Source organism: Marinobacter aromaticivorans, from assembly GCF_002806975.1.
In the GTDB taxonomy this organism is placed as follows: Bacteria; Pseudomonadota; Gammaproteobacteria; order Pseudomonadales; family Oleiphilaceae; genus Marinobacter; species Marinobacter aromaticivorans.
This window is the reverse complement of record NZ_NIHD01000003.1, coordinates 88,637-114,775: the sequence shown is the minus strand read 5'-3', so window position 1 is coordinate 114,775 and position 26,139 is coordinate 88,637. Positions and strand designations below refer to the sequence as shown.

At 58.3% G+C, this 26,139-nt stretch carries 26 protein-coding genes; 7 read left to right on the top strand and 19 right to left on the bottom strand.

What is annotated here, in order from left to right; translation table 11 throughout:
* Window position 1 precedes the first annotated feature (1 nt).
* Genes CDH48_RS05710 through CDH48_RS05690 form a run of 5 tightly spaced genes read left to right on the top strand, consistent with a single transcriptional unit; the run spans window position 2 to window position 5,993 of the window.
* Window positions 2-934 carry a DUF58 domain-containing protein gene (locus CDH48_RS05710; protein ID WP_100687776.1) on the top strand — a complete coding sequence of 311 codons (933 nt, stop codon included), beginning with the start codon at window positions 2-4 and terminating at the stop codon, window positions 932-934.
* Window positions 931-1,401 carry a DUF4381 domain-containing protein gene (locus CDH48_RS05705; RefSeq protein WP_100687775.1) on the top strand — a complete coding sequence of 157 codons (471 nt, stop codon included), beginning with the start codon at window positions 931-933 and terminating at the stop codon, window positions 1,399-1,401. Before CDH48_RS05710 ends, CDH48_RS05705 begins: the two co-directional genes overlap by 4 nt.
* Window positions 1,395-2,435 carry a vWA domain-containing protein gene (locus CDH48_RS05700; RefSeq protein ID WP_100687774.1) on the top strand — a complete coding sequence of 347 codons (1,041 nt, stop codon included), beginning with the start codon at window positions 1,395-1,397 and terminating at the stop codon, window positions 2,433-2,435. Before CDH48_RS05705 ends, CDH48_RS05700 begins: the two co-directional genes overlap by 7 nt.
* Window positions 2,428-4,242, top strand: coding sequence for a VWA domain-containing protein (locus CDH48_RS05695; RefSeq protein ID WP_100687773.1), 1,815 nt, complete (start codon window positions 2,428-2,430; stop codon window positions 4,240-4,242). The genes CDH48_RS05700 and CDH48_RS05695 overlap by 8 nt, the downstream gene beginning before the upstream one ends.
* Entirely contained in the window at window positions 4,236-5,993 is a 1,758-nt protein-coding gene (locus CDH48_RS05690) for a BatD family protein (RefSeq protein ID WP_100687772.1), read from the top strand. The genes CDH48_RS05695 and CDH48_RS05690 overlap by 7 nt, the downstream gene beginning before the upstream one ends.
* Window positions 5,994-6,028: 35 nt before the next feature.
* Here the strand turns inward: CDH48_RS05690 and ccmI are convergent, their stop codons facing one another.
* From ccmI to ccmA, 9 genes are all read right to left on the bottom strand, one after another.
* The gene (ccmI, locus tag CDH48_RS05685; RefSeq protein WP_100687771.1) at window positions 6,029-7,315 is read right to left on the bottom strand and encodes a c-type cytochrome biogenesis protein CcmI; all 1,287 of its coding nucleotides are present in this window, start codon (window positions 7,313-7,315) and stop codon (window positions 6,029-6,031) included.
* A gap of 81 nt (window positions 7,316-7,396) precedes the next feature.
* Window positions 7,397-7,876: a cytochrome c-type biogenesis protein gene (locus CDH48_RS05680; RefSeq protein WP_100687770.1), complete on the bottom strand. Its 480-nt coding sequence runs from the start codon at window positions 7,874-7,876 to the stop codon at window positions 7,397-7,399.
* Window positions 7,876-8,412 (bottom strand): DsbE family thiol:disulfide interchange protein, encoded by a 537-nt coding sequence (locus tag CDH48_RS05675; RefSeq protein WP_100687769.1) that lies wholly within the window; start codon window positions 8,410-8,412, stop codon window positions 7,876-7,878. Before CDH48_RS05675 ends, CDH48_RS05680 begins: the two co-directional genes overlap by 1 nt.
* Window positions 8,409-10,421, bottom strand: coding sequence for a heme lyase CcmF/NrfE family subunit (locus tag CDH48_RS05670; RefSeq protein ID WP_100687768.1), 2,013 nt, complete (start codon window positions 10,419-10,421; stop codon window positions 8,409-8,411). Before CDH48_RS05670 ends, CDH48_RS05675 begins: the two co-directional genes overlap by 4 nt.
* Window positions 10,422-10,460: 39 nt before the next feature.
* Window positions 10,461-10,934, bottom strand: a complete 474-nt coding sequence (gene ccmE / locus CDH48_RS05665) for a cytochrome c maturation protein CcmE (protein WP_100687767.1) — start codon at window positions 10,932-10,934, stop codon at window positions 10,461-10,463.
* A 15-nt stretch (window positions 10,935-10,949) separates the two neighbouring features.
* Window positions 10,950-11,189, bottom strand: coding sequence for a heme exporter protein CcmD (gene ccmD / locus CDH48_RS05660; RefSeq protein ID WP_100687766.1), 240 nt, complete (start codon window positions 11,187-11,189; stop codon window positions 10,950-10,952).
* 3 nt (window positions 11,190-11,192) lie between these two features.
* Window positions 11,193-11,936 carry a heme ABC transporter permease CcmC gene (gene ccmC, locus CDH48_RS05655; RefSeq protein WP_100687765.1) on the bottom strand — a complete coding sequence of 248 codons (744 nt, stop codon included), beginning with the start codon at window positions 11,934-11,936 and terminating at the stop codon, window positions 11,193-11,195.
* Window positions 11,937-11,968: 32 nt separating this feature from the next.
* On the bottom strand, window positions 11,969-12,694 hold the full coding sequence (ccmB, locus tag CDH48_RS05650) for a heme exporter protein CcmB (protein ID WP_100687764.1): 726 nt from the start codon (window positions 12,692-12,694) through the stop codon (window positions 11,969-11,971).
* Window positions 12,684-13,325, bottom strand: coding sequence for a cytochrome c biogenesis heme-transporting ATPase CcmA (gene ccmA / locus CDH48_RS05645; RefSeq protein ID WP_100688087.1), 642 nt, complete (start codon window positions 13,323-13,325; stop codon window positions 12,684-12,686). The genes ccmB and ccmA overlap by 11 nt, the downstream gene beginning before the upstream one ends.
* Before the next feature lie 125 nt (window positions 13,326-13,450).
* Between ccmA and fliK the strand changes: the two genes are divergently transcribed.
* Both fliK and CDH48_RS05635 read left to right on the top strand, forming a co-directional pair.
* Window positions 13,451-14,812: a flagellar hook-length control protein FliK gene (gene fliK, locus CDH48_RS05640; protein ID WP_100687763.1), complete on the top strand. Its 1,362-nt coding sequence runs from the start codon at window positions 13,451-13,453 to the stop codon at window positions 14,810-14,812.
* Entirely contained in the window at window positions 14,809-15,141 is a 333-nt protein-coding gene (locus CDH48_RS05635; protein WP_100687762.1) for an EscU/YscU/HrcU family type III secretion system export apparatus switch protein, read from the top strand. The genes fliK and CDH48_RS05635 overlap by 4 nt, the downstream gene beginning before the upstream one ends.
* Here the strand turns inward: CDH48_RS05635 and CDH48_RS05630 are convergent.
* The 10 genes from CDH48_RS05630 to CDH48_RS05585 form a co-directional block, all read right to left on the bottom strand.
* Window positions 15,127-16,230: an ATP-binding protein gene (locus tag CDH48_RS05630; protein WP_100687761.1), complete on the bottom strand. Its 1,104-nt coding sequence runs from the start codon at window positions 16,228-16,230 to the stop codon at window positions 15,127-15,129. The genes CDH48_RS05635 and CDH48_RS05630 overlap by 15 nt on opposite strands.
* On the bottom strand, window positions 16,227-18,509 hold the full coding sequence (locus tag CDH48_RS05625) for an ATPase, T2SS/T4P/T4SS family (RefSeq protein WP_100687760.1): 2,283 nt from the start codon (window positions 18,507-18,509) through the stop codon (window positions 16,227-16,229). Before CDH48_RS05625 ends, CDH48_RS05630 begins: the two co-directional genes overlap by 4 nt.
* 26 nt (window positions 18,510-18,535) lie before the next feature.
* Window positions 18,536-18,928 carry a DUF2802 domain-containing protein gene (locus tag CDH48_RS05620; RefSeq protein ID WP_100687759.1) on the bottom strand — a complete coding sequence of 131 codons (393 nt, stop codon included), beginning with the start codon at window positions 18,926-18,928 and terminating at the stop codon, window positions 18,536-18,538.
* Between the two features lie 66 nt (window positions 18,929-18,994).
* The gene (locus tag CDH48_RS05615; RefSeq protein WP_100687758.1) at window positions 18,995-19,483 is read right to left on the bottom strand and encodes a chemotaxis protein CheW; all 489 of its coding nucleotides are present in this window, start codon (window positions 19,481-19,483) and stop codon (window positions 18,995-18,997) included.
* Window positions 19,484-19,613: 130 nt separating this feature from the next.
* Window positions 19,614-20,345, bottom strand: a complete 732-nt coding sequence (locus CDH48_RS05610) for a chemotaxis protein CheW (protein WP_100687757.1) — start codon at window positions 20,343-20,345, stop codon at window positions 19,614-19,616.
* Entirely contained in the window at window positions 20,338-21,135 is a 798-nt protein-coding gene (locus CDH48_RS05605) for a ParA family protein (RefSeq protein WP_100687756.1), read from the bottom strand. The genes CDH48_RS05610 and CDH48_RS05605 overlap by 8 nt, the downstream gene beginning before the upstream one ends.
* Window positions 21,136-21,310: 175 nt before the next feature.
* On the bottom strand, window positions 21,311-22,093 hold the full coding sequence (gene motD, locus CDH48_RS05600) for a flagellar motor protein MotD (RefSeq protein WP_100687755.1): 783 nt from the start codon (window positions 22,091-22,093) through the stop codon (window positions 21,311-21,313).
* 19 nt (window positions 22,094-22,112) lie between these two features.
* Window positions 22,113-22,853: a flagellar motor protein gene (locus tag CDH48_RS05595; protein ID WP_100687754.1), complete on the bottom strand. Its 741-nt coding sequence runs from the start codon at window positions 22,851-22,853 to the stop codon at window positions 22,113-22,115.
* Window positions 22,853-23,989, bottom strand: a complete 1,137-nt coding sequence (locus CDH48_RS05590; protein ID WP_100687753.1) for a protein-glutamate methylesterase/protein-glutamine glutaminase — start codon at window positions 23,987-23,989, stop codon at window positions 22,853-22,855. The genes CDH48_RS05595 and CDH48_RS05590 overlap by 1 nt, the downstream gene beginning before the upstream one ends.
* A gap of 19 nt (window positions 23,990-24,008) precedes the next feature.
* A complete protein-coding gene (locus CDH48_RS05585) occupies window positions 24,009-26,126 on the bottom strand; it encodes a chemotaxis protein CheA (protein ID WP_100687752.1) in 2,118 nt (705 codons plus the stop codon).
* Window positions 26,127-26,139: the final 13 nt, after the last annotated feature.

Genomic DNA, 26,139 nt, shown 5'->3' with positions numbered 1-26,139 from the left:
CATGGATGTAACAGCCAGCGATGCAAAAACCCGCATCGGCCTGCAGGCACTCATTCGCCTGCAGGCCGATGCCAGGGCACTGAAACTGCCATCTGCGCGCCCGGTACGGGCGCGTCAGGCCGGGCTGCAGCAATCGGCCCAACGCGGGCGTGGAATGGCTTTTGCCGAAGTACGGCTGTATCAGCCGGGTGACGATATCCGCAGTATCGACTGGCGCGTTACGGCCCGGCGTCAGGCCCCCCACACCAAACTCTACGAAGAGGAGCGGGAGCGACCGGTGCTGCTGCTGTGTGACCTGGGCCCCACCCTGTTCTTTGCCAGCACTGGTGCCTTCAAGCAGGTACGCTGCGCCCAGCTTGCCGCCATTCTCGCCTGGCTTGCCCTGTCCGCAGGAGACCAGGTAGGTGGTATTGTATTTAACGGCAGCACCCTGACGGTTCAACGCCCGGCCCGGAGAAAAAAATCCGTGCTGCGACTGCTGGATACCCTCGCCACACAACAGCGCCTGTCGCTAGACAACGCATCGTCTGAAATCACACTGGATACCGCCCTCACTGAGGCACGGCGGGTTGCCCATACCGGCAGCCGCATCTTTGTTATCAGCGACTTTCTCGGTATTTCGGAGAACACCGCCTCTTTGCTCGGAGCGCTGGCCAGCCATAACAGCGTCAGCGCCCTGCGGGTTGTGGACCCGCTGGAACAATCCCTGCCGCAAAGCGGTCGCTTTGCCGTGGCCGGACCCGAAGGTCCGGTCTGGTTTGATGCGTCAAACCGCAATTTTCAGCAGGCCTGGCGTAAGAAGGTCAGCGAACATGACGCCAGGTTAAAAAACTGCTTCCGGTTGTCCGGCGTTAATGCAGTGGACATATCAACCCGGGAAACGCCAGCTGGCAGCCTCCAAGCCATACTTGGGCCCGGAGGGCGAATCGGATGATGCCAGACAACCCTCTGAGCCAGCTTCGGGATATTCACCTGCCACAAACCGGCGGTTTCTGGCCGCCGGCACCCGGCTGGTGGTTGCTGGCTGCGGTTTTTCTGATTGTCATGGCGGCCCTGGCCTGGCTGGTTCACCGGCATTATCGCCGAAACCTCTGGCTGAAACTGGCAAAAGCGGAACTGTCCGGACTTGAACGCTCGGCTGTAAAAGAGCCTCAGTGGTTCGCTATGGTGAACTCGCTGCTTAAACGGGTTGCGCGGGAACGTTACCCGGGGGAACACCCGGAAGCGCTGTCGGGCGAACAGTGGGGAGCCTTTCTGTTAAACCATCTCCCGGACGGAAAGATTGCACACCAGCCCACTGTTGAAGCACTGGTCAACAGCACATGGCAACGGCAGCCGACAGCCGAACCGGTACAGGTTCTGGACTTTGCGCGATCCTGGCTGGAGGCACAAAAATGCTGAGCCTCGCGTATCCCTGGGTACTGCTGCTGACTCTGGTGCCTGTACTGCTGCAGTGGAGAAAACCGGCGGCGCATACGGTCGATGCACCGGTATTACCCGTTGGCCACTGGCTCCCGGATCTTCCCGGCGTAACCCGTCAGGGCAACGCCGTGCCGCGCTGGCAACTGCTGGTGCTGTTTCTGGCCTGGGCGTTACTGGTGCTGGCGCTGGCGCGGCCACAGCACGTCGGCGAACAGGTTCAGATGCCCGTGTCCGGGCGCGACCTTATGCTGGTTGTCGATATTTCACCGAGTATGGAAGAACAGGACATGATCCTCCAGGGCCGCAGCATTAACCGCTTGCAGGCCGTCAAGAAAGTGTTGAACGAGTTCATCGCCCGCCGCGAAGGGGACAGGCTCGGCCTTATTTTGTTCGGTACGGAACCTTACGTACAGGCGCCCCTGACTTTTGACCTTGCAACCCTGGAAACGCTGCTTCAGGAATCGGGCATTGGAATGGCAGGCCGTGCAACCGCCATTGGTGATGCCGTGGGCCTTGCCACAAAACGCCTGAGAGACCGCCCCCAGCAGCAGCGGGTGGTGGTGCTGCTGACAGACGGCGCCAACACCGCAGGCGAAATCACACCCGATAAAGCCACGGAAATCGCGGCAGCCGCCGGGGTGCGTCTTTACACCATCGGCATTGGAGCAGAATCCATGGTACGCCGGGGTCTGCTGGGTTCGCGCCGGATTAATCCCTCACGGGATCTGGATGAAAACCTGCTTACCCGCATGGCACAGCAAACCGGCGGCGAATATTTTCGTGCCCGCAACCTGCCGGAACTGGAGCTGATTTACGAAACCATCAACCAACTGGAGCCCATTGAACTGGATGGCAAGTTTTACCGCCCGGTGACGGATCTCTTTTTCTGGCCAGCCGGCCTGGCCGTTGCCCTGTGGATCGGTCTGTTTGTGTACCGGCGCAGCGCCGGCAGACTGGGCCGGGGCCACCAGCCCGGGACCACGTCCGGTGAAGGGAGCATAAACCATGGCTGACTTTCACTTCCTCCGCCCCCTCTGGCTTCTGCTGCTTATACTGGCACCGGTGCTTTACGCGGTTCTCAAGCGCAAAAGCTCCGGCGACAGTGGCTGGTCCGGGCTTATCCCCGAACCCTTTTTATCCCCGGTCATCCGTCGTTATGGTGGTGCGGTACAAAAGCGCGGCTCCATGCTGGTTCCCGCGATCAGCGCCATTGCCATTCTCTCTGTAGCGCTGGCAGGGCCAGCCTGGCGTGAGGCCCCCACGCCCCTGAAAAAGCCCGGAGATGGCCTGGTAATTGCTCTCGACCTGTCCCTGTCGATGCTTGCTACGGACCTGGAACCTGATCGCCTGACACGGGCAAAACGCAAAATCCGTGACATTCTGGCGCTTCGGGAAGGAAGTCTCACCGGGCTGGTGGTGTATTCCGGCGATGCCCATGTGGTGACCCCACTGACCGACGACAGCAACACACTCACCGGCATGCTGAATGTACTCGACCCGGTCATCATGCCGGCGCAGGGCAACCGGGCCGATCTGGCGGTGGCCAAAGCCCGGGAGCTTCTGGAACAGGGCGCTCCCGGCGCGGGTCGTATCCTGTTGATTACCGATGGTGTATCCGAACGCTACCGGGACTCCATAAACAGCACACTGTCGGGCACCGGCTTTACCCTGAGCATCCTGGCAGCAGGCACCCCTGATGGCGGCCCTATTCCCCTGGCCCGGCGTGGTTTTATCCGGGACAACGGTAATGTGGTTATATCACGCACCAACCCGGACAAGCTCGCGCAACTTGCCAACAGCAATGGCGGCGCAAGCCGTGAGTTAACACTGGACGACAGTGATATATCCGCGCTAAAACTCGGCCCCGTGGAATCCGCAGAGTGGCAGGACACAGACACCGGGCTTACCATAAATCGCTGGAAAGACGATGGTTACTGGCTGCTATGGCTGGCCCTGCCGCTTTTGTTACTGGGTTGGCGGCGCGGAGCCCTTACCGCCATGGCATTGATTCTTTTACCCGCCATGCCACAGCCTGCCGCAGCCATGGATTGGGACAGCCTCTGGCAAAGAGAGGACCAGAGAGGTGCCGAACTGATCAGCAAGGACCCCGCCGTGGCCGCCAGGCAACTTGAATCACCGGAATGGCGGGGTTCCGCTCTTTATCGGGCAGAGCAGTATGAAGATGCGGCCAGGGCTTTTTCACAAGCCGATACACCGCGGGCAGATTACAACCGTGGCAACGCCCTGGCCAGGGCAGGCAAACTGGAGGAGGCGATCAAGGCCTATGATGAGGCTTTGGTTCGTAAGCCGGATATGGACGATGCCCGGATAAACCGGGAAATTGTTCAGGACCTGCTCAGGCAGCAGGAGCAGAATTCTGATCGGAACCAGGGCGACAGCGATCAGATGCCTTCCGATTCAAACAGCAGTAACAACCAACAGCAGCAACGCAATTCCGACTCAGCCTCCGGTAACTCAAGCCAGGACCCGTCGGGACAGTCTGACCGGAATGGCGATCAGACACAGGAGCAGAACGGCGAACAGAACAGGGGCAATGAAAAAGACAACACCGGCGCACAGGAACCGGAACATACAGCGGAGAGCGGTGAAACAGCAGGTCAAGGCATGGATACCGAGACCGACGGTGAAGAACCCCTGGGCCAGGCACCAGCTCCGGTGTCAGAAACACCCCTGACCCAAAGCCAGGAGCAATCACTGCGCCGGGTGCCGGATAACCCCGGCGGGCTGCTGCAACGCAAATTCCTGCAGCAATATCAGCAACGCCAGACACCATCCGATGAGGGCGATACACCATGGTAAAACGACTTATCACTGTGGCAACCCGGTTGGCAGTACTGGTGGCCCTGGCGATGCTCTGGTTGCCAGCCCAGGCGAACGAACTCACCGTCGAGCCAGACCGGACCCGGCTTTACGAGGGCGAGGTCCTGACGCTCACCGTCAAGGGCAGCACCAGCATTGATATCAATCTGAGCAATCTGTTTGATTTTGATATCTCCAGCCTGCCCTCACCGGACATTGAAAAGGTGAAGCCGGATTTTGAAATACTGGGCCGTAATCAGCAGTACAGCATTCGCACCGTTAACGGTGACATGGTGGGAGAAATAACCTGGACATACCAGCTTGCTCCCAAATCAACCGGTGAGCTCACCATTCCATCTCTCACGTTCAAGGATTCGGTTTCCAGGCCTGTGACCATCGAAGTGGTGGCCGGCACCCCTCCCGACCAGGCGAACACCGGCCGGGACAGTTTCATAGAACTGGAGACAGACAAAGCCGAAGTTTACGTTCAGGAGCAACTGGTACTGACGGTGCGATTATTCTTCAGGGGCAATCTTATCCGGGGTGAATTGTCTGACCCCCAGCACCCTGATGCGATCATAGAGCCCCTGGGCAAGCAACGGGAATTTTCACGTCAGCGTGATGGCGTGCGCTACCGGGTTGTGGAACGGCGTTATGCCCTGTTCCCGCAAAAGCCACGCCCGCTGAACCTGCCCCCCATTCGTTTTGAAGGCCAGGCGCGGGATGCCGACGGCTCACTGAAGTTCCTGCGGGACAGCGCAACCCTGTTTGAAGTGCCGGTGAAAGACGTACCGGCTGAATTCAGCGGTTCAACCTGGCTACCGGCTACCAGCCTCAGCCTTGCGGAATCCGGCATGCCGCCGGTTCTCAACCTGACTGCCGGAGACAACCTCACACGGACCCTGAGCCTGCAGGCAACAGGGCTGCCCGCAGAAGCCCTTCCACCCCTGCCGGAGTCAGTTCCTGACGGGATTCGAAGCTATCCCGAGGAGCCGCAGCGGAACACCAGCATTGGTCCTGATGGCATTACCTCAACCCTCACACAGACCAGAGCCCTGGTGCCGGTGCAGGCGGGGCAGCTCACGCTGCCGGCAATCCGAATTCCCTGGTGGGACACAGAATCCGACAGCGAAAAAGTGGCGGTTATCCCTGCGCAAACCCTCAACGTAACCTCGACAGAGGGCTCATCGGCGCCGGTTGCAGAGGCGCCCAACGGCAGCCAGGGCACGCCACCGGAAACCGCCAGCAAAGAGGGCCCGGGCAATACCGGCTCGGCACCCGGCAGTAAATTCTGGCAATGGGTCAGTATAGTGCTGGCCGGCATCTGGGTTCTGACCATGCTGGCCTGGTGGCGAAGCCGCAGGATGGCATCGGCGGCTTTGACAAGCACTGACTCTGCGGATGGCGAGAACGAGCGCGACGCCTTTGAACAGGTGCTCGGCGCCGCTAAGAGCGGCCACGCCTCTGCGCCCGGGCTGTTTGTACATTGGGTAAATCTGCATCAGCCCGGCCACGACTTCCGCTCTGCAAGCGACGTTTTTCGCCTTTTCCCTGCACCCGATCTGGAAATGGAACTTCGCTCATTGCAGGCGCACCTGTTCAGTCAGGATCGTTCCGGTGGCAGGAACAGTGCAGAACCGTGGAACGGGACAAACCTGGTCAAGGCACTGCGGCAATTCCGTGAACACATGGGCAGGTCACCGTCGGAAAACGGTTTGCCGCCACTCTACCCCGGCAGTCTTTCGGTGTAGGGGCACAGCTGGCGACTCAGGCAATCAATTGCGGATCAGCTATCGGTCAGTTGCTTGTCAATCACAACCACTACCGGCGACCCCTGCTCTTCCGAAACCGTAACAGGCGAATCCGTGCTGCCCTGCCAGTCGCCAGGCTGGGCGTTGATGTTGCCTGAACGTGTCAGGCGGGCTGTTACAACCACTTCTTCGGCACTGGATATCACCGCCTGAGGTGACATGGCATGGCGGTCATCCAGGCGCATCTCAATGGGCAGCGCGCCTGCCGTCAACCGCACAACGGCCAGGGGTGGCCCGCTCTGGGCATTAGCTGCCCGGGCGAACAGAAACAGGGTGGTGTCGTCAGGGACATCCTGCTTGAAGGCTTCATCGAGCGTTACCCGTACCGTTACGCCTGCCCCTCCGGCATCACCGTCCGGAGCCCGGGAGGCTGCCTGTGCCGCCGGTGGCTGCTCCCCAAGGCGCGTGTATGCCTCCCTTATACCACCCTGAATTGCAGCCAGCTGTGGATGATCAGGTGCTACTTCCTGAATCCGCTCCCAGTACCCGATAGCCTCGCGATAGTTACCCTGGCTGAATGCGTGAATACCCAGTAAGCCAAGGGAGTTAACCTCATCGGGGTTCAGCGCCCGCGCCTCTTCTATGGTGGATGTCACTGCCGCTGTCATGGCGCCCTGGCTGCGAAAAAACTCGGCCTGAGCTGCCAGACCCAGGGCTACGGCCCGGGACCTGTCATCAGAACTGACCGTGTCCGCCAGCTTGCGGAATGCCTGGGCCGCATCATCGTAGCGTTCCAGCCGCATGTACGTTTGCCCGAGCATGGCCCAGCCGTCGGGGTTATCGGGGCCGGCCTCCAGTCGCGCACGCAATTGCTCCGCCAACTGATTCATCTGCGCTGCGCGGGCATCATCCGAGTTGCCCAGCTCCTGCATGGCAATGAATGCCTCAACACTGTCCAGTGCTCCCCACTCTTCATACAGCAGCACGGTGGCGGCAGGAATCAGGAGTATAGATACCAGACCAACCGCCATGGCAGCTTTGCGACCGGGAACCGATTTTGCGGGAGATTCGTTCTCGGGAACGTCATCCAGCATGGAGCCGGCAAGTTCATCGTGAAGCTGGCGATAGGCTTCTTCATCAATAATGCCGGCTTTATGCTCTTTTTCCAGCTCCGCCATGCGGCTGCGATAGGCCACCAGGTTCTGATTTCGCAGGTCCATCTGTTGCCGGTCGCCCCGGCGGTGGAACATTACCGGATAGATGACAAAAGCCAGGGCGAGAATGATCAGTACCGTTGCGGCAATCCAGAAAGTTTGGGTCATGGAGATATCATCACAGGTTTCGAAAATGGATAAAGCAGTACAGGTTACGGTCGGGCGAGCTGTCAGTCCTGGCCAGGGGGATCAGCCGTTACCATTCTGATTTCGCTGGGCGAGCATCCTTTCAGCCCGCTCCTGCTCTTCGGCAGTCAATTCAGGCCCGGCCTTGCCCGAGCGGCGGGAGCGAACGACTACCCCAACCACAACAAGGAGGCCGCCCAGAACTGCAATTGCTGGTGTTGCCCACAGAATAAAGGTTCGGCGGTCCAGATCAGGCTTGTATTTAACAAACTCCCCGAAGCGATCCACCAGAGAGTCGACAATTTCCTCGTTGCTGGCGCCATCCAGCATCATCTGGTAGACAACGTTCCTCATGTCCTTGGAAATGGGCGAGTTTGAATCCGCAATGTTCTGATTCTGGCACTTGGGGCAGCGCAGCTCCGAAATCAGCTCCTGGTAGCGCTGCTCCTCGCTCCGGCTTTCAAACCCGTAAACGGCAGAAACATCGGCAAAGGACATACCGGAAGCCATGGTGGCCAGAAGGAAACACACAATACGGAACATTATCCTTTCTCCCGCGCTTCATTGATCACCGGCAAAAGAACCTGTTCCCACACCTCGCCGTTCACCACACCCACATGGCGATAACGGACAATGCCCGAGGCATCAATCACAAAGGTTTCAGGCGCGCCGTAAACTCCGAGATCAAAGCCCAGCGTACCTTTGGGGTCATAGATAACCGTGCTGTAAGGGTCACCCAGGCGGTCCAGCCACACCAGCGCATCGTCGCGATTGTCCTTGTAATTCAACCCGATAATCGAAACCTTCTTTTCCCGGGCCAGCCACATCAGGTCATCATGCTCATCCCGGCAGGAGGGACACCAGGTGCCCCAGACGTTGAGCAGGGTTATTTCGCCCCGGAACAAACTCTCGTCCAACATACTCTCGGGCTGTTTCAGGTCACGCAGACTGAATGCCGGTACCTGCTTGCCGATTAAGGCCGAGTCCAGCTTTGTGGGATCCTTGCCAATTCCGGCAAACAGAAACACACCCACTGCAACGGCTACCAGGAGGGGCAAGAACAGCAAAAACCGCTTCATGATACCGCTCCGGCGGTGCCCTGGGCACCCGCTTGTGCCGGCGACGTTTCTGGTGAGGCAGTGGCGCTCTCCGCAGCCCGTTCACGGATCCGGTAGCGGCGATCCGATATGGCCAGGAAACCACCTGCCGCCATAAACAGGGCTCCCAGCCAGAGCCAGCGCACCAGCGGCTTGTACTGCAGCCGGATAGCCCAGGCGTTATCAGAAACTCTCTCACCCACGGCAACAAAAATGTCCCGGAACAGGCCGGCATCAATATCGGCCTCGGTCATCACACTCATACCAACCGAATACTGTCGTTTCTCCGGGTGCAGCTCGGCAACACGTTCGCCGTCCAGCATCACATCGAAGCTACCGTACTGGGCGGTGAAGTTCTGCCCGCGCCGCTCGCCGATATCCACAAAGACAAATTGATAATCGCCAACTTCCGCCACATCGCCGGGAACCATGCGCACATCACGTTCAATCCCGTAGTTCGACACAACCGTTGCGCCCGCCATTGTAATGGCCAGGCCGAGATGCCCAAGCACCATGCCGTAGTAACTGCGGGACTGCCGCCTGAGACCATGGATTCTTCCCTTTTTGGATGAGGACTTGTCCCAGAGATCGCGGAATGTTGCAGTGGTGACCCACACGGCTGTAAACACGCCCAAAAAGGCCCAGGGTGTGAACCCGCCGTAACCTGCCATAATGGCCGCAGTGGCCAGCGTACTGATGGCGAGAGGCCAAAGAAGCTTGCGCGCCAGCCAGCCGGCATCGGTTTTTTTCCAGCGTGAAAACACACCCACGCCGAGCAGGAGCCCGGTTGCCACCGCCAGCGGGCTGAAGGTCAGATTGAAGAAGGGCTCGCCAATGGAGATCTTCCCGAGGCCAAAGAAATCGAGAACCAGGGGGTAGAGCGTACCAACGGCCACCAACAAGGTTGCAGACACCAGCAAAACGTTGTTCAACAGCAGGAAGATTTCCCGCGAAAGTGAGCCGTAGCGGGAGCGCACATGAACCACAGGCGCCCGGAAGGCATAGAGCATGAGGCTGGCCAGAACAGTGATCGCCAGTAATACAAGCAGGAAGGTGCCACGCTCCGGATCAGACGCAAAGGCATGAACCGACGTAAGTACCCCTGAACGAACCAGAAAGGTGCCCAGCAGGCTCAGGGCAAACGTGACAATCGCCAGCAGCACCGTCCAGCTTTTAAACACACCACGCTTTTCCGTTACTGCCAGTGAATGCATCAGGGCAGTGCCAGACAACCAAGGCAACAGGGATGCATTTTCTACCGGGTCCCAGAACCACCAGCCGCCCCAGCCTAGCTCGTAGTAGGCCCACCAGCTTCCCAGCGCGATCCCGATGGAGAGAAACGCCCAGGCTACAGTGGTCCAGGGCCGTGACCACCTGGCCCACGCGGCATCCAGACGACCGTTAATCAAGGCTGCAATGGCAAATGCAAAGGCGACTGCAAAGCCGACATAGCCCATGTAAAGCATGGGCGGATGAACAATCAGCCCGAAGTCCTGCAGAAGCGGGTTCAGATCCGCCCCATCGGCAGGCACGTTGGGCAGCAAGCGGTCAAAGGGATTCGACGTAACCACAATAAAAAGCAGGAAACCAACGCTGACCATGCCCAGAACTGACAATACCTGTGAAATCATCACCGAGGGTAAACGCCGGCTGAAAATGGCAACGGCCATGGTCCAGCCGGTCAGCATCAGTATCCAGAGCAGCAGCGACCCCTCATGACCGCCCCACACAGCGCTGAACTTGTAGTACCAGGGCAACATGCTGTTACTGTTGTTGGCCACGTAAGCTACGGAGAAATCGTCGGTTAAAAATGCATGGGTCAGCACTGCAAACGCCAGCCCGACAAACACAAACATGCCCGTGGTCAGGGGCCTGGCAAATGCCTGAAGATTGTCTCTGCCAGTGAGCGAGCCAACCAGGGGTACAACCGCCAGAAGCACTGCCAGCAACAGCGCGAGTATCAGTGCAAGCTGTCCGAGTTCGGGATACATTAAAGCTCTCCAGGAATCAGGCTGTTGGTTGTTACGTGTTTAGTAGCTGGCCGGTTTGACACTGCCAGTTACTGACTTGCCCTCGGCTTTCGATGCCTTTTCCAGGGCGCCGGCAACTTCCGGGGGCATATAATTCTCGTCGTGCTTGGCCAGAACCTGGTCCGCCACAAAGCGGCCCTCGGTGTTGAGCCTGCCCATAGCAACAATTCCCTGCCCTTCCGCAAACAGATCCGGCAGGATGCCAACGTACTCGACCGGTACCGAGGCACTGTAATCGGTGACCAGAAACTCCACTTTCAGGCTGTCGGGATCCCGGATAACCGAACCTTCTTTCACCATGCCACCCGCGCGAATCCTTACATCCACGGGTGCTTCACCGGCGGAAATCTGGGTGGGGTCATAAAACAGGTTGATATTCTGTCGCAGCGCATAGGTTGTCAGCGCCACAGCAACGGAAAGCCCTGCCAGCAGAAACAGAACAATGGTCAGCCGTTTTTTACGGATCGGATGCATTTACATACCTGTCAGTCAGTCTTGGGAAACGTTTACACGCGTAAACGACGCAGAAGGTGCTGGAGACGCCGCCACTTTACTCCTGTCTGCCTCAAACTCATAACCGCGACGGCAGGATTCGATAACCGCCTTCCGGCTTCGCACCGACCCGGCCATGGTTGCAATCATCAGTATAAAAAACACAGCATAACAGGCCCACACGTAAGGCCCGTGACCTTCCATCGCGATAAAAGCGGAAAAGGAATCAAATGCCATGGGTCAGACCCTTCCTTTCAATACGAATTCTCTTACCCAACGGGTACGCTGCTCCCGGGAAAGAATCTCTGTTTGCATACGAATGCAGGCCAGCCAGCCAAAAATCAGGTACAGGCCCAGCACTGACAACAACAGCGGCACCCACATTTCCGCCGGCATGGACGGTTTTTCTGTGAGTTTGAATGTCGCAGGCTGATGCAGTGTATTCCACCATTCCACTGAGTATTTGATAATGGGGATATTCACTACCCCCACCAGCACCAGCACGGCAACGGCGCGCGCAGCGGACTTCTCATCATTAATGGCACGATCCAGCGCAATAACACCGCCGTAAAGAAACAGTAGTATCAGCATGGAGGTCAGCCTCGCATCCCAGATCCACCAGGTTCCCCAGGTGGGTTTGCCCCATACTGCACCGGTAAACAGCGCCAGGAAGGTAAGAGCCAGCCCCACCGGCGCAACCGCCTTTACAAACACATCCGCCAGCTTCATTCGCCATACCAGCGTCACAATCGCCGCAGACGCCATCATGATGTAGATTGACTGGGCTATAAATGCGGTGGGCACGTGAATAAAGATAATCCGGTAACTGTTGCCCTGCAGGTAATCCTTGGGTGCAAACGCCAGACCCCAGATAATGCCTGCCATAAGTAGCACAATGCCGCCTGCCAGCAGCCAGGGCATGAACCGGGTGGAAATCCCGAAAAACCATTTTGGGGAACCCAGTTTGTGAAAAAATTGCCACATCAGATGGTTACCGTCCCAGCGTTTACCTTGTTTTACCCGTTCGACAAGCTGATTTTCAGAGCGGCTGCCGCTGCAAATGGCGCCAGAGTCACTGCCAGCATGAGAAATGCCCCCATTAAAGCCAGGTAGGCTCCCACGGTCGCGCCCTCCGCCGCTGCCGCAACCGTGCCCGTACCGAAAATAAGCACGGGAATGTACAGTGGAATGATCAGCAGTGACAAGAGCACGCCTGCTGAGCGCAATCCCAGGGTCAACGCAGCGCCAATAGCACCAATCAGACTCAGCACCGGCGTACCAATCAGCAGCGTTAGACACAAAACAGCGATGGAGTTCCCGTCCAGATGCACCATTACACCAAGAACCGGAGTCAGAATCACCAGGGGCAGCCCCGTCAGCATCCAGTGTGCCATGGTTTTTGCGAGAATCAGTAAAAACAGAGGCTGTGGCTGGAGCACGAGCTGCTCCAGGGTGCCGTCGTCAAAATCGTGGCGGAACAGGTGATCCAGCGATAACAATACAGAAAGCAAGGCAGCTACCCACAGAATGCCGGCCCCCGCTTCCCGCAAGAACGAAACTTCCGGGCTGACCCCAAGGGGAAACAGGGTAACAACCATGATAAAGAACAGCAGCGGGTTAAGCAGATCCTGGCGCTGCCGGAATGCCACTTTCATATCCCGTGCAAAAACCCCTTTCATGGCCGCCAGAACTCCGACACTGCTACCTGCAAGCTGAACCGCCGGAGGGGCTTTAGCGTTCATCTGTTACACCTCCCGCGCCAAGAACCAGTCTGTGCATGCCCGGCAGTGCCAGATCATGGTGCGTCGTTACCAGCACGGCACCACCTTCCGCGGCCCTCTGCTGCAAAAGTGCCTCCAGGGCCTTTACACCATCTGCGTCAATGGCGGTGAACACTTCGTCAAGCAGCCACAAGGGCTCATCGGCAACCAGCAAGCGCGCCAATGCAACCCTGCGCTGCTGGCCGGCAGACAGATTGCGACAAGGTACGTTTTCATAGCCGGCCAGGCCGGTACCTTGCAGCGCCTGGCTCAATGTGACATCAGATACTGGCCTGCGCCCGGCCATCAGGGCCCGGAGGTTTTCCATCGGAGTAAGCAGGGATTTGATACCCGGGCGATGCCCGAGATAAAGCATGTTCCGGAGAAAAACCTCGCGCTGACCGGCCACCGATGCACCGCACCAGTTAAGCTCACCACTCCACCCATGGTTCAGACCTGCCAGTATTCTCAGCAGAGTCGTTTTACCGGAGCCGTTTGGCCCCTCGACACGGGTAACCGTACCGGGCAGTATGGAGAAGGATAATTCGCGGAACAGTATCCGCTGGTCTCGTTCACACTGCAGATTAACGGCCTGTAGTAACGGCTCGGACATCAGGGCCCCGAAATCAGGACGATGCATACGTTGCATCGGGTGTATTCACGGCAATAGTTGCCAGCGCGGCGTATTATAACGAAAGCCTTAGCAGATTACTCTTGTCTGGTATCAAGTCAGCAGCGATGAAACTACCGAACGGCCAACACCCCATTGCTCCCCCGGCACCCGCTACAAAAACGCCGGCAACCCATTCGGAAACCGGGCAGCCCCGCCCCGAAACGATGCCCCTCTCTGCCCGGCAGCAACTGGACCAGCTTCAGCTGGCGAACCGCGCCACCATACTTGCCCGGGTAGCGGAAGTCATCAACCGCCAGGGCGCGGTAAATACCGAGGTTCTGCTGGATGTGCGGGGTAAACCGCTGCCGGTAAAGGCCGACATTGGCGCTACAGAGCTGAAGCCCGGTGACTGGGTTAAAATAATGCGGGCCGGGAATGAACTGCAACTGCTGGGAAAGCTGGCTGCCACACCGGAAGCCACGATCACCAGAGCCCTTGCCCAGCGCATGCCCTGGCAGCAAAGCCTGGACAGCGGCCTGGCAAAACTGGTGACAGCCCTGGAGCGGGGGTCGCTACCCGATCTCAAACCCGGCCAGCTACCTGCTGCCCCCAGCCCCCAGCCTTTGCCGGAAGCAGCGCGACAGGCGATCGAGACCCTGCTTGCCCGCCTGCCCGCCAGCCAGACCCTGACACCCGGAGCGGGCTCGCAAACCGGTATGGCGCAACAAATGCGGCAGTGGATAGAAGAGAGCGGCCTGTTTGCGGAATCTCGTCTGGTCCGGACGCCGTCCCCGACTTTACCCGATCTCAAACTGGCCATTGGCCGCATGATTACCGGTTTGCTGGCCGAGCAAGGCGGCGACACGACGATGGCGTTCAACCGCCTTACGCCGCTGGCCACCCCCGGGCTGGCCCAGGCTCCGCTACAATTTCCGCAACCGCTGGCCGCAACGCCTGTCACCGGTTCCGAACCTGTCTCGGTGGGCCAGACCCTGAGAATCCTGGCGGGCATGTTAAACCGGATTACGGTTAACCAGCTGCATAGCCAGATACTGTCGGCAAGAGCCGGCGGGGACGCGGCTGCCCCGGTGTCCGCTATGCTCTTGGATCTGCCCTGGGTGACGCCGCAGAACGAACCCAGGGTGGCTCAGCTACGTATGGAACACTATAAAGACAGAGAAGAGTCGTCATCGAAAAGCCGGGATGCCCGGCGGGCCGCCGTCAGTGAATGGCGGCTGAACCTGGCGATTGACCTGGAGCTGGCCGGTGCACTGAATTTTGAGGTATCCCTGCGCCAGCAGGAGGTGAGCGCACGGGTATGGGCAGAAAAACAGGACACTCTTAAGCAGGTTAATGAAGAGTTGCCACTTCTGAGACGCAGTCTCACGAATCTGGGACTGGACGTTACCGAACTTGAATGCCGGCGGGGCAGCCCTTCATACCCGGCAACAAAACTGGAACACAGGCTGGTGGATACCCGCGCATGAAGAAGAAGCAGCATCAAGACCCGCCACCCAGCGCAGCCGTTGCACTGAAGTACGATGGCGAAAAGGCGCCAACCATAACGGCCACAGGCACTTACGAACTGGCAGATGAAATTATCAGGATCGCCAGGGCGCATAATGTGCCCCTGTACGAAAACGCCGAGCTGGCCGGCGTTCTTGCCCGTTTGTCCCTCAATGACGAAATACCGGAAAATCTGTACCGGGTTATTGCGGAAATACTGGCGTTTGCTTTTCACATCCGTGGCCGGACGCCCGAAGACGCCGGCCGGGATGCCTCCACACCCTTTTCTTCAACCTCAGTGGATAAGTGAGCGCAGCGCCCATACCTGCGCCCAGACCTTGCCCTTTCGCGGCGCGATGGCCGTCTCAAAGTAGTGTTTGAGGCGCCTTCTGTCATCGGGATGATCCTTCAGGGCCGAGCCAATGATGTGGTGCATCAATTGCTCTACTGTCATGTTCCCGCCACCGTAATACCAGGCATTCAGACTTGCCGCATGGGCAACCGATACGGCTTCCGCGGTAGAGAGCGCGGCACCCGCCAGGCGGTCCGTGCTGCGGCCATCCATGGTCTGACCGTTACGCAGCTCATGGAACATGGTTACCAGAATTTCGACAACAGATTCATCCAGATCCACACGGATTCCGGCGCGCGCATTGGCCTTGCGCACTTCCCTCAGAACAACGCCGATTTCATCCGGCAGGTTCTTGATCGGGCGGATTTCCTCAAAATCCATGCGGCGTTTCAGGGCGGCACTCATCTCGTGAACACCCGCATCCACACTGTTGGAGGTGGCCACCAGGTTAAAGCCCTCCCGGGCCAGCACAACGCCGTCATCATCGGGAATTTCCGGTACAACCACAACCCGGTCCGAGAGAACCGAGAGGATCGCGTCCTGGAGCGACTGGGGGCAACGGGCAATTTCCTCAAACCGCACCAGCCGGCCTTCCATCATGCCCCGCATCAACGGGCTTGGCACCAACGCCTCAAGGCAAGGGCCTTTCGCAGCCAGTACAGCCTCGTTCCAGCCGTAAAGAAGCTGCCCTACCTGAGTCAGGGCTCCACCCTGCAAGGCCAGAGTGGAGTCGCCGGAAACCGCTGCGGCAAGCAGCTCTGAAAGCCAGGATTTGGCCGTGCCGGGTTCGCCAACCAGCAAACAACCCCGGCTGGTACACAACGAAATAATAATGCGGATAACCATGGCCCGGTCCGCTACAAACTTGCGCTCGATATCGAGGCTGTCATCACCCAGGATAAACTTCTCAACCGCCCTCGGTGACATACGCCAGCCCGGCGGTACAGGCCCGAGATCCATAGCGGCCAATCGTTCAAGTTCATCGTGAAACACAACTTCCGCCGGTTCCCGTTGAGCCGCCTTGTTCTGTTGTTTGACTGCGCTCATAACCTGCTCCTGCGTCCGCCGCGAACTTCCGGCGCCATGCGCTCCCGGGGCAGGATGCGCGGCAGTTCGGACAATGGGATAACACCTTCAATAACATGATCCAGCGCGCTGTCGCGCATGGTCACCAGCCCGGAGTCGAGTGCACGCCAGCGCAGCTCGCCGATTGGCGGCTGGCTGGATATGGCATTACGGATATCGGAATCCACCTCCATATACTCCACAATGGCCACTCTCCCATGGGTGCCACGGCCGTTACACTTATCGCAACCGGAGCCTTCAAAACACCGGAAATCATCCGGTGCCCCGTTGGGAAACACTTCCTCGAGAATGACAGGGTCGGGCGTTGCAGGCTGGCGACAGTGCTTGCAGATGCGCTTGGCAAGACGCTGGGCAATCACTGCCAGCAATTCACCGGCAATGGAGTTGGGATGTATGCCCAGATCGTATAGACGCTGCAGGGAGTCCACTGCATCATTACAGTGCAAGGTTGACAGCACCACGTGGCCGGTCTGGGACGCGCGGATCGCTTCCAGCGCCGTTTCCTGGTCGCGGATCTCGCCCACCAGAATCACGTCTGGATCTTCACGCACGAAGGCCCGCATGGCATCGGCAAAGTTGAAACCGATATCACTGCGCACACGGGTTTGCTGAATATTATCAATAGAGTATTCAATCGGGTCTTCCACCGTGATCACTTTACGGCGGCCATCATCTGCCAGTGTCTGCAACCCTGCATACAGGGTTGTTGACTTGCCCGACCCGGTTGGTCCAACCACCAGTACCAGTCCGGCGGGATTATCAAGCAGGCGCTGGTAATGGGAGCCAATCATTGGCGACATTCCGAGTTCGGCAATGGTCATGGCCCGGCCGGTCTGCGGTAACAACCGGATAACGGCGTGCTCACCGTGAAGCGAAGGCTGGGTCTGTATGCGCAGGTCGTAAGCCATTTCGCCCAGCTGCAGCCGGGAACGGCCACCTTGTGGCAACCTGCGTTCGGCTATATTGAGCTCTGCACGTAACTTGATGACGTTAATCACACCCCTGAGTTCACGGGGCGACAACTGGTACTGGCCCAGATCACGCAGATCGCCATCCACCCGCAAACGGATTCGTACACGCTCGCCGTATTGCTCAATGTGAATGTCACTGGCTTTTTCACTGACGGCATCCAGCAGAATCGCTTCGTAAACGGACACCAGGTAGGGGCTGACGTGGTCGGTACCGGTTTCCTTGCCCAGCGGTTTGTCACGCTGGCTACCGGCACCGGAACCTGTCGTTGACAGCAGCGCCTGGTCCGCCACAAACCGGTTGCCCTTTACCGACAGGTCAAGGGCCGACCAGATACGGCGGAAATCCGTGGGGGTCACCAGACGACATTCGATCACATGATTTGGCCCCATCCGCTCCAGCTGATCGGTGCGGGCATCCGGGTCGTCCGTTACAAAAGTGACTTTTTCGTGGTCCTGCGCCACAGGAATAATCCTGGACAGATCCAGAAAGGTGCGCGAGAAACGCCGGAACAGATCCACCCGCAGCGACGGCAAGAGTTCGTCGGCATCCGCAAAGATCATCCCCCGCTGCTGGGCCAGCGAACGGTAGAGTTCTGTCTCCTCAACGTTCAGGTTGCGACGCAGAACATCCAGTACTCGGCAGTTTTCCATGGCCGCCTCGGTTCTGGCTTTCGCCAGCGCACCCTCGTCAACCATGCCCAGATCAATCAGAATCTGCTCCGAGTTCCGGTTAAAATCCACCCAGCCCAGGGTGCGAACCCGCTCAAGCCTGTCGGAGCGCTTGACGAACATCGCCATGCTCGGCACAGGGCCTGCCTTACCTTCAAGGCAGATCAGATTACCCCCTTCAGCCAGGTAATTTGCCAGCAGGTTACGGTCCGCGATGAAGGTGGTGCAAAGCACCAGATCACACGGCTGGTCCAGGGTGAATCCGCTTTCGGCTGGCTGTGCCAGAACATCCACATTGTGCATACCAAGCCGGAAAAACCGTTCCCGCGCTGCCCTGGCGACGCCCTCGTGCTTTTCCACGTAGATAACACGGTGTGCCAGATGGGACAGTACTGCAGCCAGGTAACCCGATCCGCCTCCCACGTGCATGACCACATGATCCGGCTCGACTTCCGGCATGATGGAAAGAATGTGGCCGACCGTTTCTTCGCGGGGTATGGAGTGGCCGGTTATGGAAGGAATCAGATCCGAACCGGTAACAAAATCATTACGGGAGACAGCAAGAAGGGCCTCCTGGGCCCTCGGGTAAACTTTCTTCATTCAATAGCGTCCGTAACAGCATGGTTTCAGGCCGCCTGACGTTTTCTCAGCGCTGATACAAGCTCGGCCTCTGGACGGGAAATTCCGCACGTGTTCATAAGATCGTCTATATCCGCCCCAAGATCAACCAGCCGGGAGGCCTCATCGTAAGATATGCGCAGCGGGTCATTCTGGCACATCTCATCCACGGTTGTACGCAATTCATGCAGTTGCCGCTCGCACACCACCAGGCGCTGGCCTACCCCCATGCTGCCACTGGCCGTGGCGTGCAGTTCTCGCCCGAGTGTGTCACAACGCTCCTTGAGCATGGCCTTGAGCTGCCTGTTCTGGCGCCCGAGCATAACGCCCTGGGCAAAAACCAGGGAAAGGGCTATGGCGGTCAGCACCCAGGGAAGATAGGAAGGAATTTCAGCCAACATGATGGACGTCTCCGGTTATTGCCACGGGAGGCATCCATCATCAGGTCCGGTCGGTATCGCGCCGGTTTACAGCCCTGCGATTTCAGCCCATTCGTGGTCTGACAGCATTTTGTCGAACTCGACCAATATGATCAGTTCGCCATCCTTATTGCACACACCCTGGATAAACCTGGCACTTTCCTCGTTACCCACGTTTGGTGCAGTCTCTATTTCACTCGCTTTCAGGTACACAACCTCGGCCACGGAATCCACCAGAATCCCCATTACCTGATCGGCGGATTCCATAACCACTATCCGGGTGGCATCCGTCACATCGGCATCCGCCAGCCCGAAACGGCGACGGGTATCGATAACGGTCACCACATTGCCCCGGAGGTTGATGATGCCCAGTACGTAATCCGGAGCGCCCGGCACCGGCGCAATCTCTGTGTATCTCAGCACTTCCTGGATCTGCATAACGTTCAGACCATAGGTCTCATTATCCAGCCGGAAGGTCACATACTGCAGTACCTGATCATCCTGGGCCTGATTTTGCTGTCCGCTCGGGGATGCCATAACCTGAATCTCCTGTTCGGCTGCCCGGCGGGCAACCTGATCGTCAAAAAAACATCATCAGCGCCCAATACTATAATTAAGGGCACAAACCGTGCCAGCACGGCAAAGTTTCATTCCGTAACCGGGCTGTTCAACTTAAATCAAGATGATGCTCCCGCTCGGCCCGCACCAGCAAATCTGCCATGGTGCGCACATCCACCAGGGCACACATCTGTTCGATAACCGTTCCGGCCAGCCAGGGGCGCTTGCTGCGGGCCGTGCGCCAGCGCACATCGCCCGGGCTCAGGGTGAAGGACTGGGCCACGTTGTCACAGGCCAGCCCCCATTCACTGTTATCCAGGCGGATGACAAACCGGTAGTTGTCCCGGGCATTGGCAGGAACGCGCCCGGCCATTATCCACTCGGCCGTATCCACAACCCTCAGATTCTGATCAGCGGCAGGGCGAATGCCCATATACCAGCGTGGGCTGCCGGGAATGGGCCGTATCTCCTCTTCAATACGGTAAATGGCGCCCAACAGAACCAGGGGAACCGCAAGCTGCAGGCCAGCCACCGTGAAGATCAGGCATTCGAACGGGCGCTCTGACCATTCCGGGCGCGATACGGGCGCTTCCGGCGAAGAGGCCTCCGTCATCTCCGGCGCTGGGGCCGTCACAGGCGCAGGCTCGGAAGTCTGCACCGGGCGGGCTATTGTCTGCGGCACAGATTCAGGCGCAGGCTCTGATCGGGTTTCGGGTGCCGGCTCAGGCTCGTGAATCTCTTCTCGCAAAGCGGTATCTGTGGCTGTGTGCAGCAGTTCATCGAGATAACTGGCAATCGCGCTGGCCGGATCCGCCAGCCTTGTCAATTTTTCGTCAGCCATGCTGACGTTCCTTGCGCGCGCCGGTGCGCTCAAGCAGGTCATCCAGAAGATGCCGGTACGCCCTGACTCCGTGGGTCTGTGCGTCCAGTTTCGAGGGTATAACGCCTGCCTGGCTTGCATCACGGAATTTTGTATCGACGGGCACAGCAAACTTCCACAGGTTATCCCGGTGGGTTTTACGCAGCAGGTTCAGGCTTTTTACCGAGGCCTGTGTGCGCCGGTCAAACAGGGTAGGCACAATGGTGTAAGGCAATCTGTTTTTCTGGGAGCGCATGATCATCTGCAGGGTATGCAGCATGCGCTCAAGGCCTTTGATGGCAAGGAATTCTGTCTGTACCGGAATGATCAGGTGCTGTGCCGCTGCCAGGGCATTGACCATAAGCACACCCAGAGACGGCGTATTATCCAGAATAACGTAGTCGAAATCGTCCCAAAGCTGGGTAAGCGCCCGGGATACAATAAGTCCCATGCCCTCAACGCCGACCATACGGCGCTCCAGCGTGGCCAGCGCCGTACTGGCTGGCAACAAGGCCAGTCCCGGGCAGCCGGTTTCCGTGACAAGCTGGGCCGGAAGCCCCTCAGGCACCTTGCCCTGATGCTGGAACAAATCAAAAACACTGTGCGCCAGCGTGTCCGGATCGTACCCGAACCAGCTGGTCAGTGAGCCGTGAGGGTCGAGATCCACCACCAGAACACGCTCACCACGCTCCGCCAACAGGCCGCCCAAAGCAACCACCGTGGTCGTTTTACCCACACCGCCTTTCTGATTGGCTACTGCCCAGATTCGCACGTTTTAGCTCCGGCAACTGCGTTGTTACGCCTGTTTGACATGGTTTGTACCCGGTTTATCGGCCGGTTCTTTCGCAACTTGAACGGAGTGCAAACCGGCAGGCGGTTGCCGCCTGAATGCATCCCGGTGCAACAATACAGGAACCGTGCCAAGGCCCCGGCCCGGCAATATCACCTCAGCGCACAACACCCCGGACATTGGCTTCGCGGGAAATCAGAAGCACAACGCGCCGGTTGCGGCGGCGCCCTTCTTCCGTGTCGTTGCGGGCCAGGGGCTGGTGCTCTCCATAACCAACCGCGGCCATGCGCTCTGGCTCAATGCCTTCCATACTCAGCATGCGTACAACCGCAGCGGCCCGCGCCGCGGACAATTCCCAGTTGGAGGGAAAACGCTGGGTGTGGATGGGCTGGTTATCGGTGAAGCCTTCAACTTTTATGGCGTTATCCCGATTCCTGAGAACCCGTGCAACCTTATCCATGACATCAAAGGCATCATAGTGTGGCTCGGCATCGCCACTGCCAAACAGCAGGCTATCCGGCAGATTCAGCGCAAGCCAGCGGTCATTGGTTTCAAGGGTGACCACCCCACGGTTAATCAGGTCATCAAACTCCAGCGCTAACTGGTCTGCCATTGTGCGCAGGGCCTCTGTGCGCGCCCGGGAATCCTGCTCCCGGTTACGCGGCGCTTCTGTAACCGGCGGGGGGATCACATCCTCAGACGGACCAACCTCGGGGCGCGGTGGCCGATCCCCGATTTCGATGGGCTGAAAAGACCGCTGGGGCGCGTTGAAAACGCCTGTCAGCGTTTCCGAAAGTACCTTGTACTTGCCCTCGTTTACGGACGAAACCGAATACATCACCACAAAAAAAGCAAACAGCAGGGTAATGAAATCCGCATAGGAAATCAGCCAGCGTTCTTTGTTGTGCAAATCGTCCTGGGGTTGCCTGCGACGCCGCATAAATAGGAACCGGGTTTGCTTACTGCAGGAAACCCCGCAGCCGCAATTCAATGGATTTGGGGTTTTCCCCCTCCGCAATGGCGATAATGCCGTCAATCATCATGTCTTCGTATCTGGAACGCTCTTTGACCAGCCCCCGGAGCTTGTTGGCGATGGGGAAAAACAGCAGGTTGGCCAGCGCTACACCATAAATGGTTGCCACAAATGCAGTGGCAATTCCGCTGCCGAGCGACTCCGGATCTTCCAGGTTGGTCATAACCTGAATCAGCCCCATGACAGCGCCGATGATACCAATCGTGGGCGAGTAGCCACCCATGGCTTCAAACACCCGGGCCGATTCCAGATCCCGCTGCTCGCGGCAGTCGAGATCGATTTCCATGATACTGCGGATGGTTTCGGTTTCTGCTCCATCAACCAGCAGTTGCAGACCTTTACGGGCAAAATTCTCCGGCTCTCTCTCGGCCAGCCCCTCCAGCCCCAGCAGGCCCTGCTTGCGAGCCTTCACGCTCCAGTCAATCACTTTGCCAATACCATCTTCAATGCTGATATAAGGCGGAACAAACACCCACTGTGCCTGGCGGGCTGCCCGTTTCAGTACAGGCCAGGAGGTCTGGAGAATTGTCGCCGCCAGGGTACCGCCAATGACAATAATGGCCGCAGGGCCATTGAACAGCGAACCCAGCGCACCACCCTCCAGCAGATTCCCGCCAAGAATGGCGGCAAACGCCAGCACAACACCCAGCAGGCTGAGAATATCCATCAGCACACACCCTCAACCAGTCTTGGCCCTATCTCATCAAGAGGCAGGACTTCATCGCTCAGACCGGCTTTCGCTACTGCCATAGGCATGCCGTAAATCACTGAGGTTTTTTCATCCTGGGACCAGATTGGCGAACCACTCTGTTTCATCATGCGGCAGCCTTCCCGGCCATCGGCTCCCATTCCCGTAAGAATCAGACCCAGGGTTTTGCCGGGGAACGCTCGCGCCAGAGAACCGAAGGTGACATCCACCGACGGCCGGTAATTAAGCCGCTCATCACCCGGCAGGATGCGTACCCGTGGTTGACCACTGCGGTTTTCAATCATCATTTGCTTACCGCCCGGTGCCAGTAATGCCAGTCCCGGGCGCAGCATGTCACCGTCTTCTGCCTGTCGCACTTCTATACGGCAGAGCTTGTTCAAACGCTCCGCAAAAGCCGGTGTAAAACTGGCGGGCATGTGCTGAACCAGCACAACCGGCGCGGGGAAGGACGCTGGCAGGGCGGTCAGCACGCGCTGGAGCGCTACCGGCCCTCCTGTAGACGTACCAATAGCTACAACCGAATAATGTCGCGCCGGGTTTTTTCGGGAGGAACGCCTTGCCGGCTCATCCTGTGCCGGCGGTATGGCCTGGTCACGAGCCGCCACCGGCTTTCCGGCAACAGGCCGTGTAGCCCCTTCAGGGCGCGCACCAGGCGTCGAAGCGGGTCTTGGAGCCTGTGCTGCGCGGGCGTTGGGCCGGCTGCGGGCAACATCAAGCACTCGTTCTATCAGGATTTTCTGGAGTTGACTGCTATTCCGGGCTATTTCCTCGAAATTTTTGGGCAGGAAGTCCACTGCACCGGCCTCCAGTGCATCCAGCGTAACCCTGGCACCCTCATAAGTGAGGGAGGAGAACATAAGTACCGGCACGGGATTTTTCCTCATGATTTCCCGCACGGCCGAGATACCGTCCATAACCGGCATCTCGTAGTCCATGGTAATGACATCAGGGCGCAACGACTGGGCCAACTCAACGCCCTCCCGACCGTTGGCGGCAACGCCTACCACACGGATCTGCCCGGACGACGTCAGGATCTCCGTCAGCCGTTTGCGGAAAAAGCCTGAGTCGTCAACGACCAGGACCGAAACTGTCATCCATTTCTCCTACCGAACATCAGCTGTAATGCTGCAGCAAACTCGGAACATCAATAATGAGCGCAATACGCCCGTCGCCGGTAATTGTCGCACCGGCCATGCCCGGGGTTCCCTGAAGCCCGCGCCCGAGGGGTTTGATAACCACCTCCTCCTGGCCAACAAGCTGATCAACAACAAAACCCACCTGACGTGTGCCCATGGCAACAATGACAACGTGCCCGTTCTCCGGCTCGGCCTTTCCGGCAGCGCCTTTAACCAGCCAGCGTTTTATGTGGAACAGCGGGAAAACCCTGTCTCTGACAACAATGCACTCGCGGCCGTCCACAATGTTGGTGCGGGTCAGATCCAGATGGAAAATTTCCACCACATTCACCAGCGGCAGCGCAAACGACTGATCGCCGAGCATGATCATGAGTGTTGGCATGATTGCCAGCGTCAGGGGCACCTTGATGATAATCCGGGAGCCTTTACCCGGGGCAGATTCGATGCTGAGCTGGCCATTCAGCTGGCTGATCTTGGTTTTCACCACGTCCATGCCAACACCACGGCCCGAAACGTCAGAAATCTGCTCCTTGGTGGAAAAACCCGCGGCAAAGATCAGGTTGAAACACTCCGTATCGGTCAGACGATCTGCGGCATCCTGATCATAAATCCCCTTTTCTACAGCTTTGCGACGGAGCACCTCCGGATCCATGCCGGCGCCATCGTCAGCGATAGACAGGAGAATATGGTCGCCTTCCTGCTCGGCGGAGAGGGTGACCGTACCCTGCCGTGGCTTACCGGCTTTCTCCCGCACATCGGGTGCCTCGATGCCATGGTCAACCGAATTACGTACCAGGTGCACAAGAGGGTCTGAAAGTGCCTCCACCAGGTTTTTATCGAGGTCGGTATCTTCCCCGTGCATGACCAGATTTACTTCTTTTTTCATGCCCCTGGCAAGATCGCGCACAACACGGGGGAAGCGACCGAACACCTTTTTAATCGGTTGCATGCGCGTTTGCATGACGGCGGCCTGCAGATCCGTGGTCACTACATCAAGGCTGGATACCGCCTTGTGCATGTGCTCGTTTTCGCTTTCAGAGCCCAGCCGCTGGAGCCGGTTACGCACCAGCACCAGCTCGCCCACCATGTTCATGATGTCATCAAGGCGCTTGGTGTCTACCCGCACCGTGGTTTCCGCTGCAGGCGCTGAGTCTCTGGCCGGGGACGCCGGGGCTGCCTTTTTGGCGGCTGTATCGGTCGCAGGCTTTGGTTCCGGCTTTGTCTCAGACGCTGGTTGCACAGGCCCGGGGTTCTGGCGGGGCGCTTCGGCCGGTTCGTTTGCAGAATGCCCGGTTGTCGGACTTCCACCCTTGCCGTGCAACTCGTCCAGCAGCTTTTCAAATTCGTCGTCGGTGATCAGGTCATCATCACCCTTCGCTGCCGGCCCGGCAGTATCTGTGGCCCCGGCTCCGGTGTTGGCAGCCGGTTTTGCTGCGAACTTGCCCTTACCATGCAGCTCGTCCAGCAGGGCTTCGAATTCTTCATCTGTGATTTCGTCGCTGGAACTGCTCCCGGAGCCATCGCTGCTGTCAGCCGGCGGCTCCCGCTCCGGTTTGCTCCTGCTGTCAGCACCTGCGTCCGAAGCCTGGCCATGCAGGGCATCCAGCAGCTGCTCAAATTCTTCATCGGTGATATCGCCACTCGCAGGACCCGGTTCCGCAGGTTCAGAACTGGCTTCCGGCGCGCGGCTTGCCGGCTCCGCACCCTGGGGCTGGGCAAGCGCATCCAGTGCGGCGATCAGTTCATCCGGGGCGGGCGTAAGTTCCTCCCGGTTACGCACCTGCTCAAACATCGTATTCACGTAATCCAGCGCCTCAAGAACAACGTCCATCAGCTCGGGATCAACCTTGCGTTTGTGGTTACGCAAAATATCGAATACGTTCTCGGCGGAGTGGCAACAGTTAACCAGAGCCTCCAGTTGCAGGAAGCCTGCACCGCCTTTAACGGTATGGAATCCGCGGAATATGGCGTTGAGCAGATCACCGTCATCAGGATGTTGTTCAAGATCCACAAGCTGCTCAGACAGCTTCTCGAGAATCTCTCCGGCTTCTACCAGAAAATCCTGCAGGATTTCATCATCGGCATCAAACGCCATGGACTAACCTCTT

Excerpts from the sequence above, each read along its gene's own strand:
- CDH48_RS05625 (WP_100687760.1), bottom strand. The coding sequence starts at position 18,509 with ATGAAGAAAGTTTACCCGAGGGCCCAGGAGGCCCTTCTTGCTGTCTCC.
- CDH48_RS05635 (WP_100687762.1), top strand. The coding sequence starts at position 14,809 with ATGAAGAAGAAGCAGCATCAAGACCCGCCACCCAGCGCAGCCGTTGCA.
- CDH48_RS05670 (WP_100687768.1), bottom strand. The coding sequence starts at position 10,421 with ATGTATCCCGAACTCGGACAGCTTGCACTGATACTCGCGCTGTTGCTG.
- ccmB (WP_100687764.1), bottom strand. The coding sequence starts at position 12,694 with ATGAACGCTAAAGCCCCTCCGGCGGTTCAGCTTGCAGGTAGCAGTGTC.
- CDH48_RS05610 (WP_100687757.1), bottom strand. The coding sequence starts at position 20,345 with ATGGCTGACGAAAAATTGACAAGGCTGGCGGATCCGGCCAGCGCGATT.
- CDH48_RS05615 (WP_100687758.1), bottom strand. The coding sequence starts at position 19,483 with ATGGCATCCCCGAGCGGACAGCAAAATCAGGCCCAGGATGATCAGGTA.
- CDH48_RS05620 (WP_100687759.1), bottom strand. The coding sequence starts at position 18,928 with ATGTTGGCTGAAATTCCTTCCTATCTTCCCTGGGTGCTGACCGCCATA.
- ccmI (WP_100687771.1), bottom strand. The coding sequence starts at position 7,315 with ATGACCCAAACTTTCTGGATTGCCGCAACGGTACTGATCATTCTCGCC.
- ccmA (WP_100688087.1), bottom strand. The coding sequence starts at position 13,325 with ATGTCCGAGCCGTTACTACAGGCCGTTAATCTGCAGTGTGAACGAGAC.
- ccmC (WP_100687765.1), bottom strand. The coding sequence starts at position 11,936 with ATGTGGCAATTTTTTCACAAACTGGGTTCCCCAAAATGGTTTTTCGGG.
- CDH48_RS05700 (WP_100687774.1), top strand. The coding sequence starts at position 1,395 with ATGCTGAGCCTCGCGTATCCCTGGGTACTGCTGCTGACTCTGGTGCCT.
- fliK (WP_100687763.1), top strand. The coding sequence starts at position 13,451 with ATGAAACTACCGAACGGCCAACACCCCATTGCTCCCCCGGCACCCGCT.
- CDH48_RS05695 (WP_100687773.1), top strand. The coding sequence starts at position 2,428 with ATGGCTGACTTTCACTTCCTCCGCCCCCTCTGGCTTCTGCTGCTTATA.
- CDH48_RS05585 (WP_100687752.1), bottom strand. The coding sequence starts at position 26,126 with ATGGCGTTTGATGCCGATGATGAAATCCTGCAGGATTTTCTGGTAGAA.
- CDH48_RS05705 (WP_100687775.1), top strand. The coding sequence starts at position 931 with ATGATGCCAGACAACCCTCTGAGCCAGCTTCGGGATATTCACCTGCCA.
- ccmD (WP_100687766.1), bottom strand. The coding sequence starts at position 11,189 with ATGGCATTTGATTCCTTTTCCGCTTTTATCGCGATGGAAGGTCACGGG.
- ccmE (WP_100687767.1), bottom strand. The coding sequence starts at position 10,934 with ATGCATCCGATCCGTAAAAAACGGCTGACCATTGTTCTGTTTCTGCTG.
- CDH48_RS05680 (WP_100687770.1), bottom strand. The coding sequence starts at position 7,876 with ATGTTCCGTATTGTGTGTTTCCTTCTGGCCACCATGGCTTCCGGTATG.
- CDH48_RS05595 (WP_100687754.1), bottom strand. The coding sequence starts at position 22,853 with ATGGATATTCTCAGCCTGCTGGGTGTTGTGCTGGCGTTTGCCGCCATT.
- CDH48_RS05590 (WP_100687753.1), bottom strand. The coding sequence starts at position 23,989 with ATGACAGTTTCGGTCCTGGTCGTTGACGACTCAGGCTTTTTCCGCAAA.
- CDH48_RS05690 (WP_100687772.1), top strand. The coding sequence starts at position 4,236 with ATGGTAAAACGACTTATCACTGTGGCAACCCGGTTGGCAGTACTGGTG.
- CDH48_RS05710 (WP_100687776.1), top strand. The coding sequence starts at position 2 with ATGGATGTAACAGCCAGCGATGCAAAAACCCGCATCGGCCTGCAGGCA.
- CDH48_RS05675 (WP_100687769.1), bottom strand. The coding sequence starts at position 8,412 with ATGAAGCGGTTTTTGCTGTTCTTGCCCCTCCTGGTAGCCGTTGCAGTG.
- CDH48_RS05630 (WP_100687761.1), bottom strand. The coding sequence starts at position 16,230 with ATGAGCGCAGTCAAACAACAGAACAAGGCGGCTCAACGGGAACCGGCG.
- motD (WP_100687755.1), bottom strand. The coding sequence starts at position 22,093 with ATGCGGCGTCGCAGGCAACCCCAGGACGATTTGCACAACAAAGAACGC.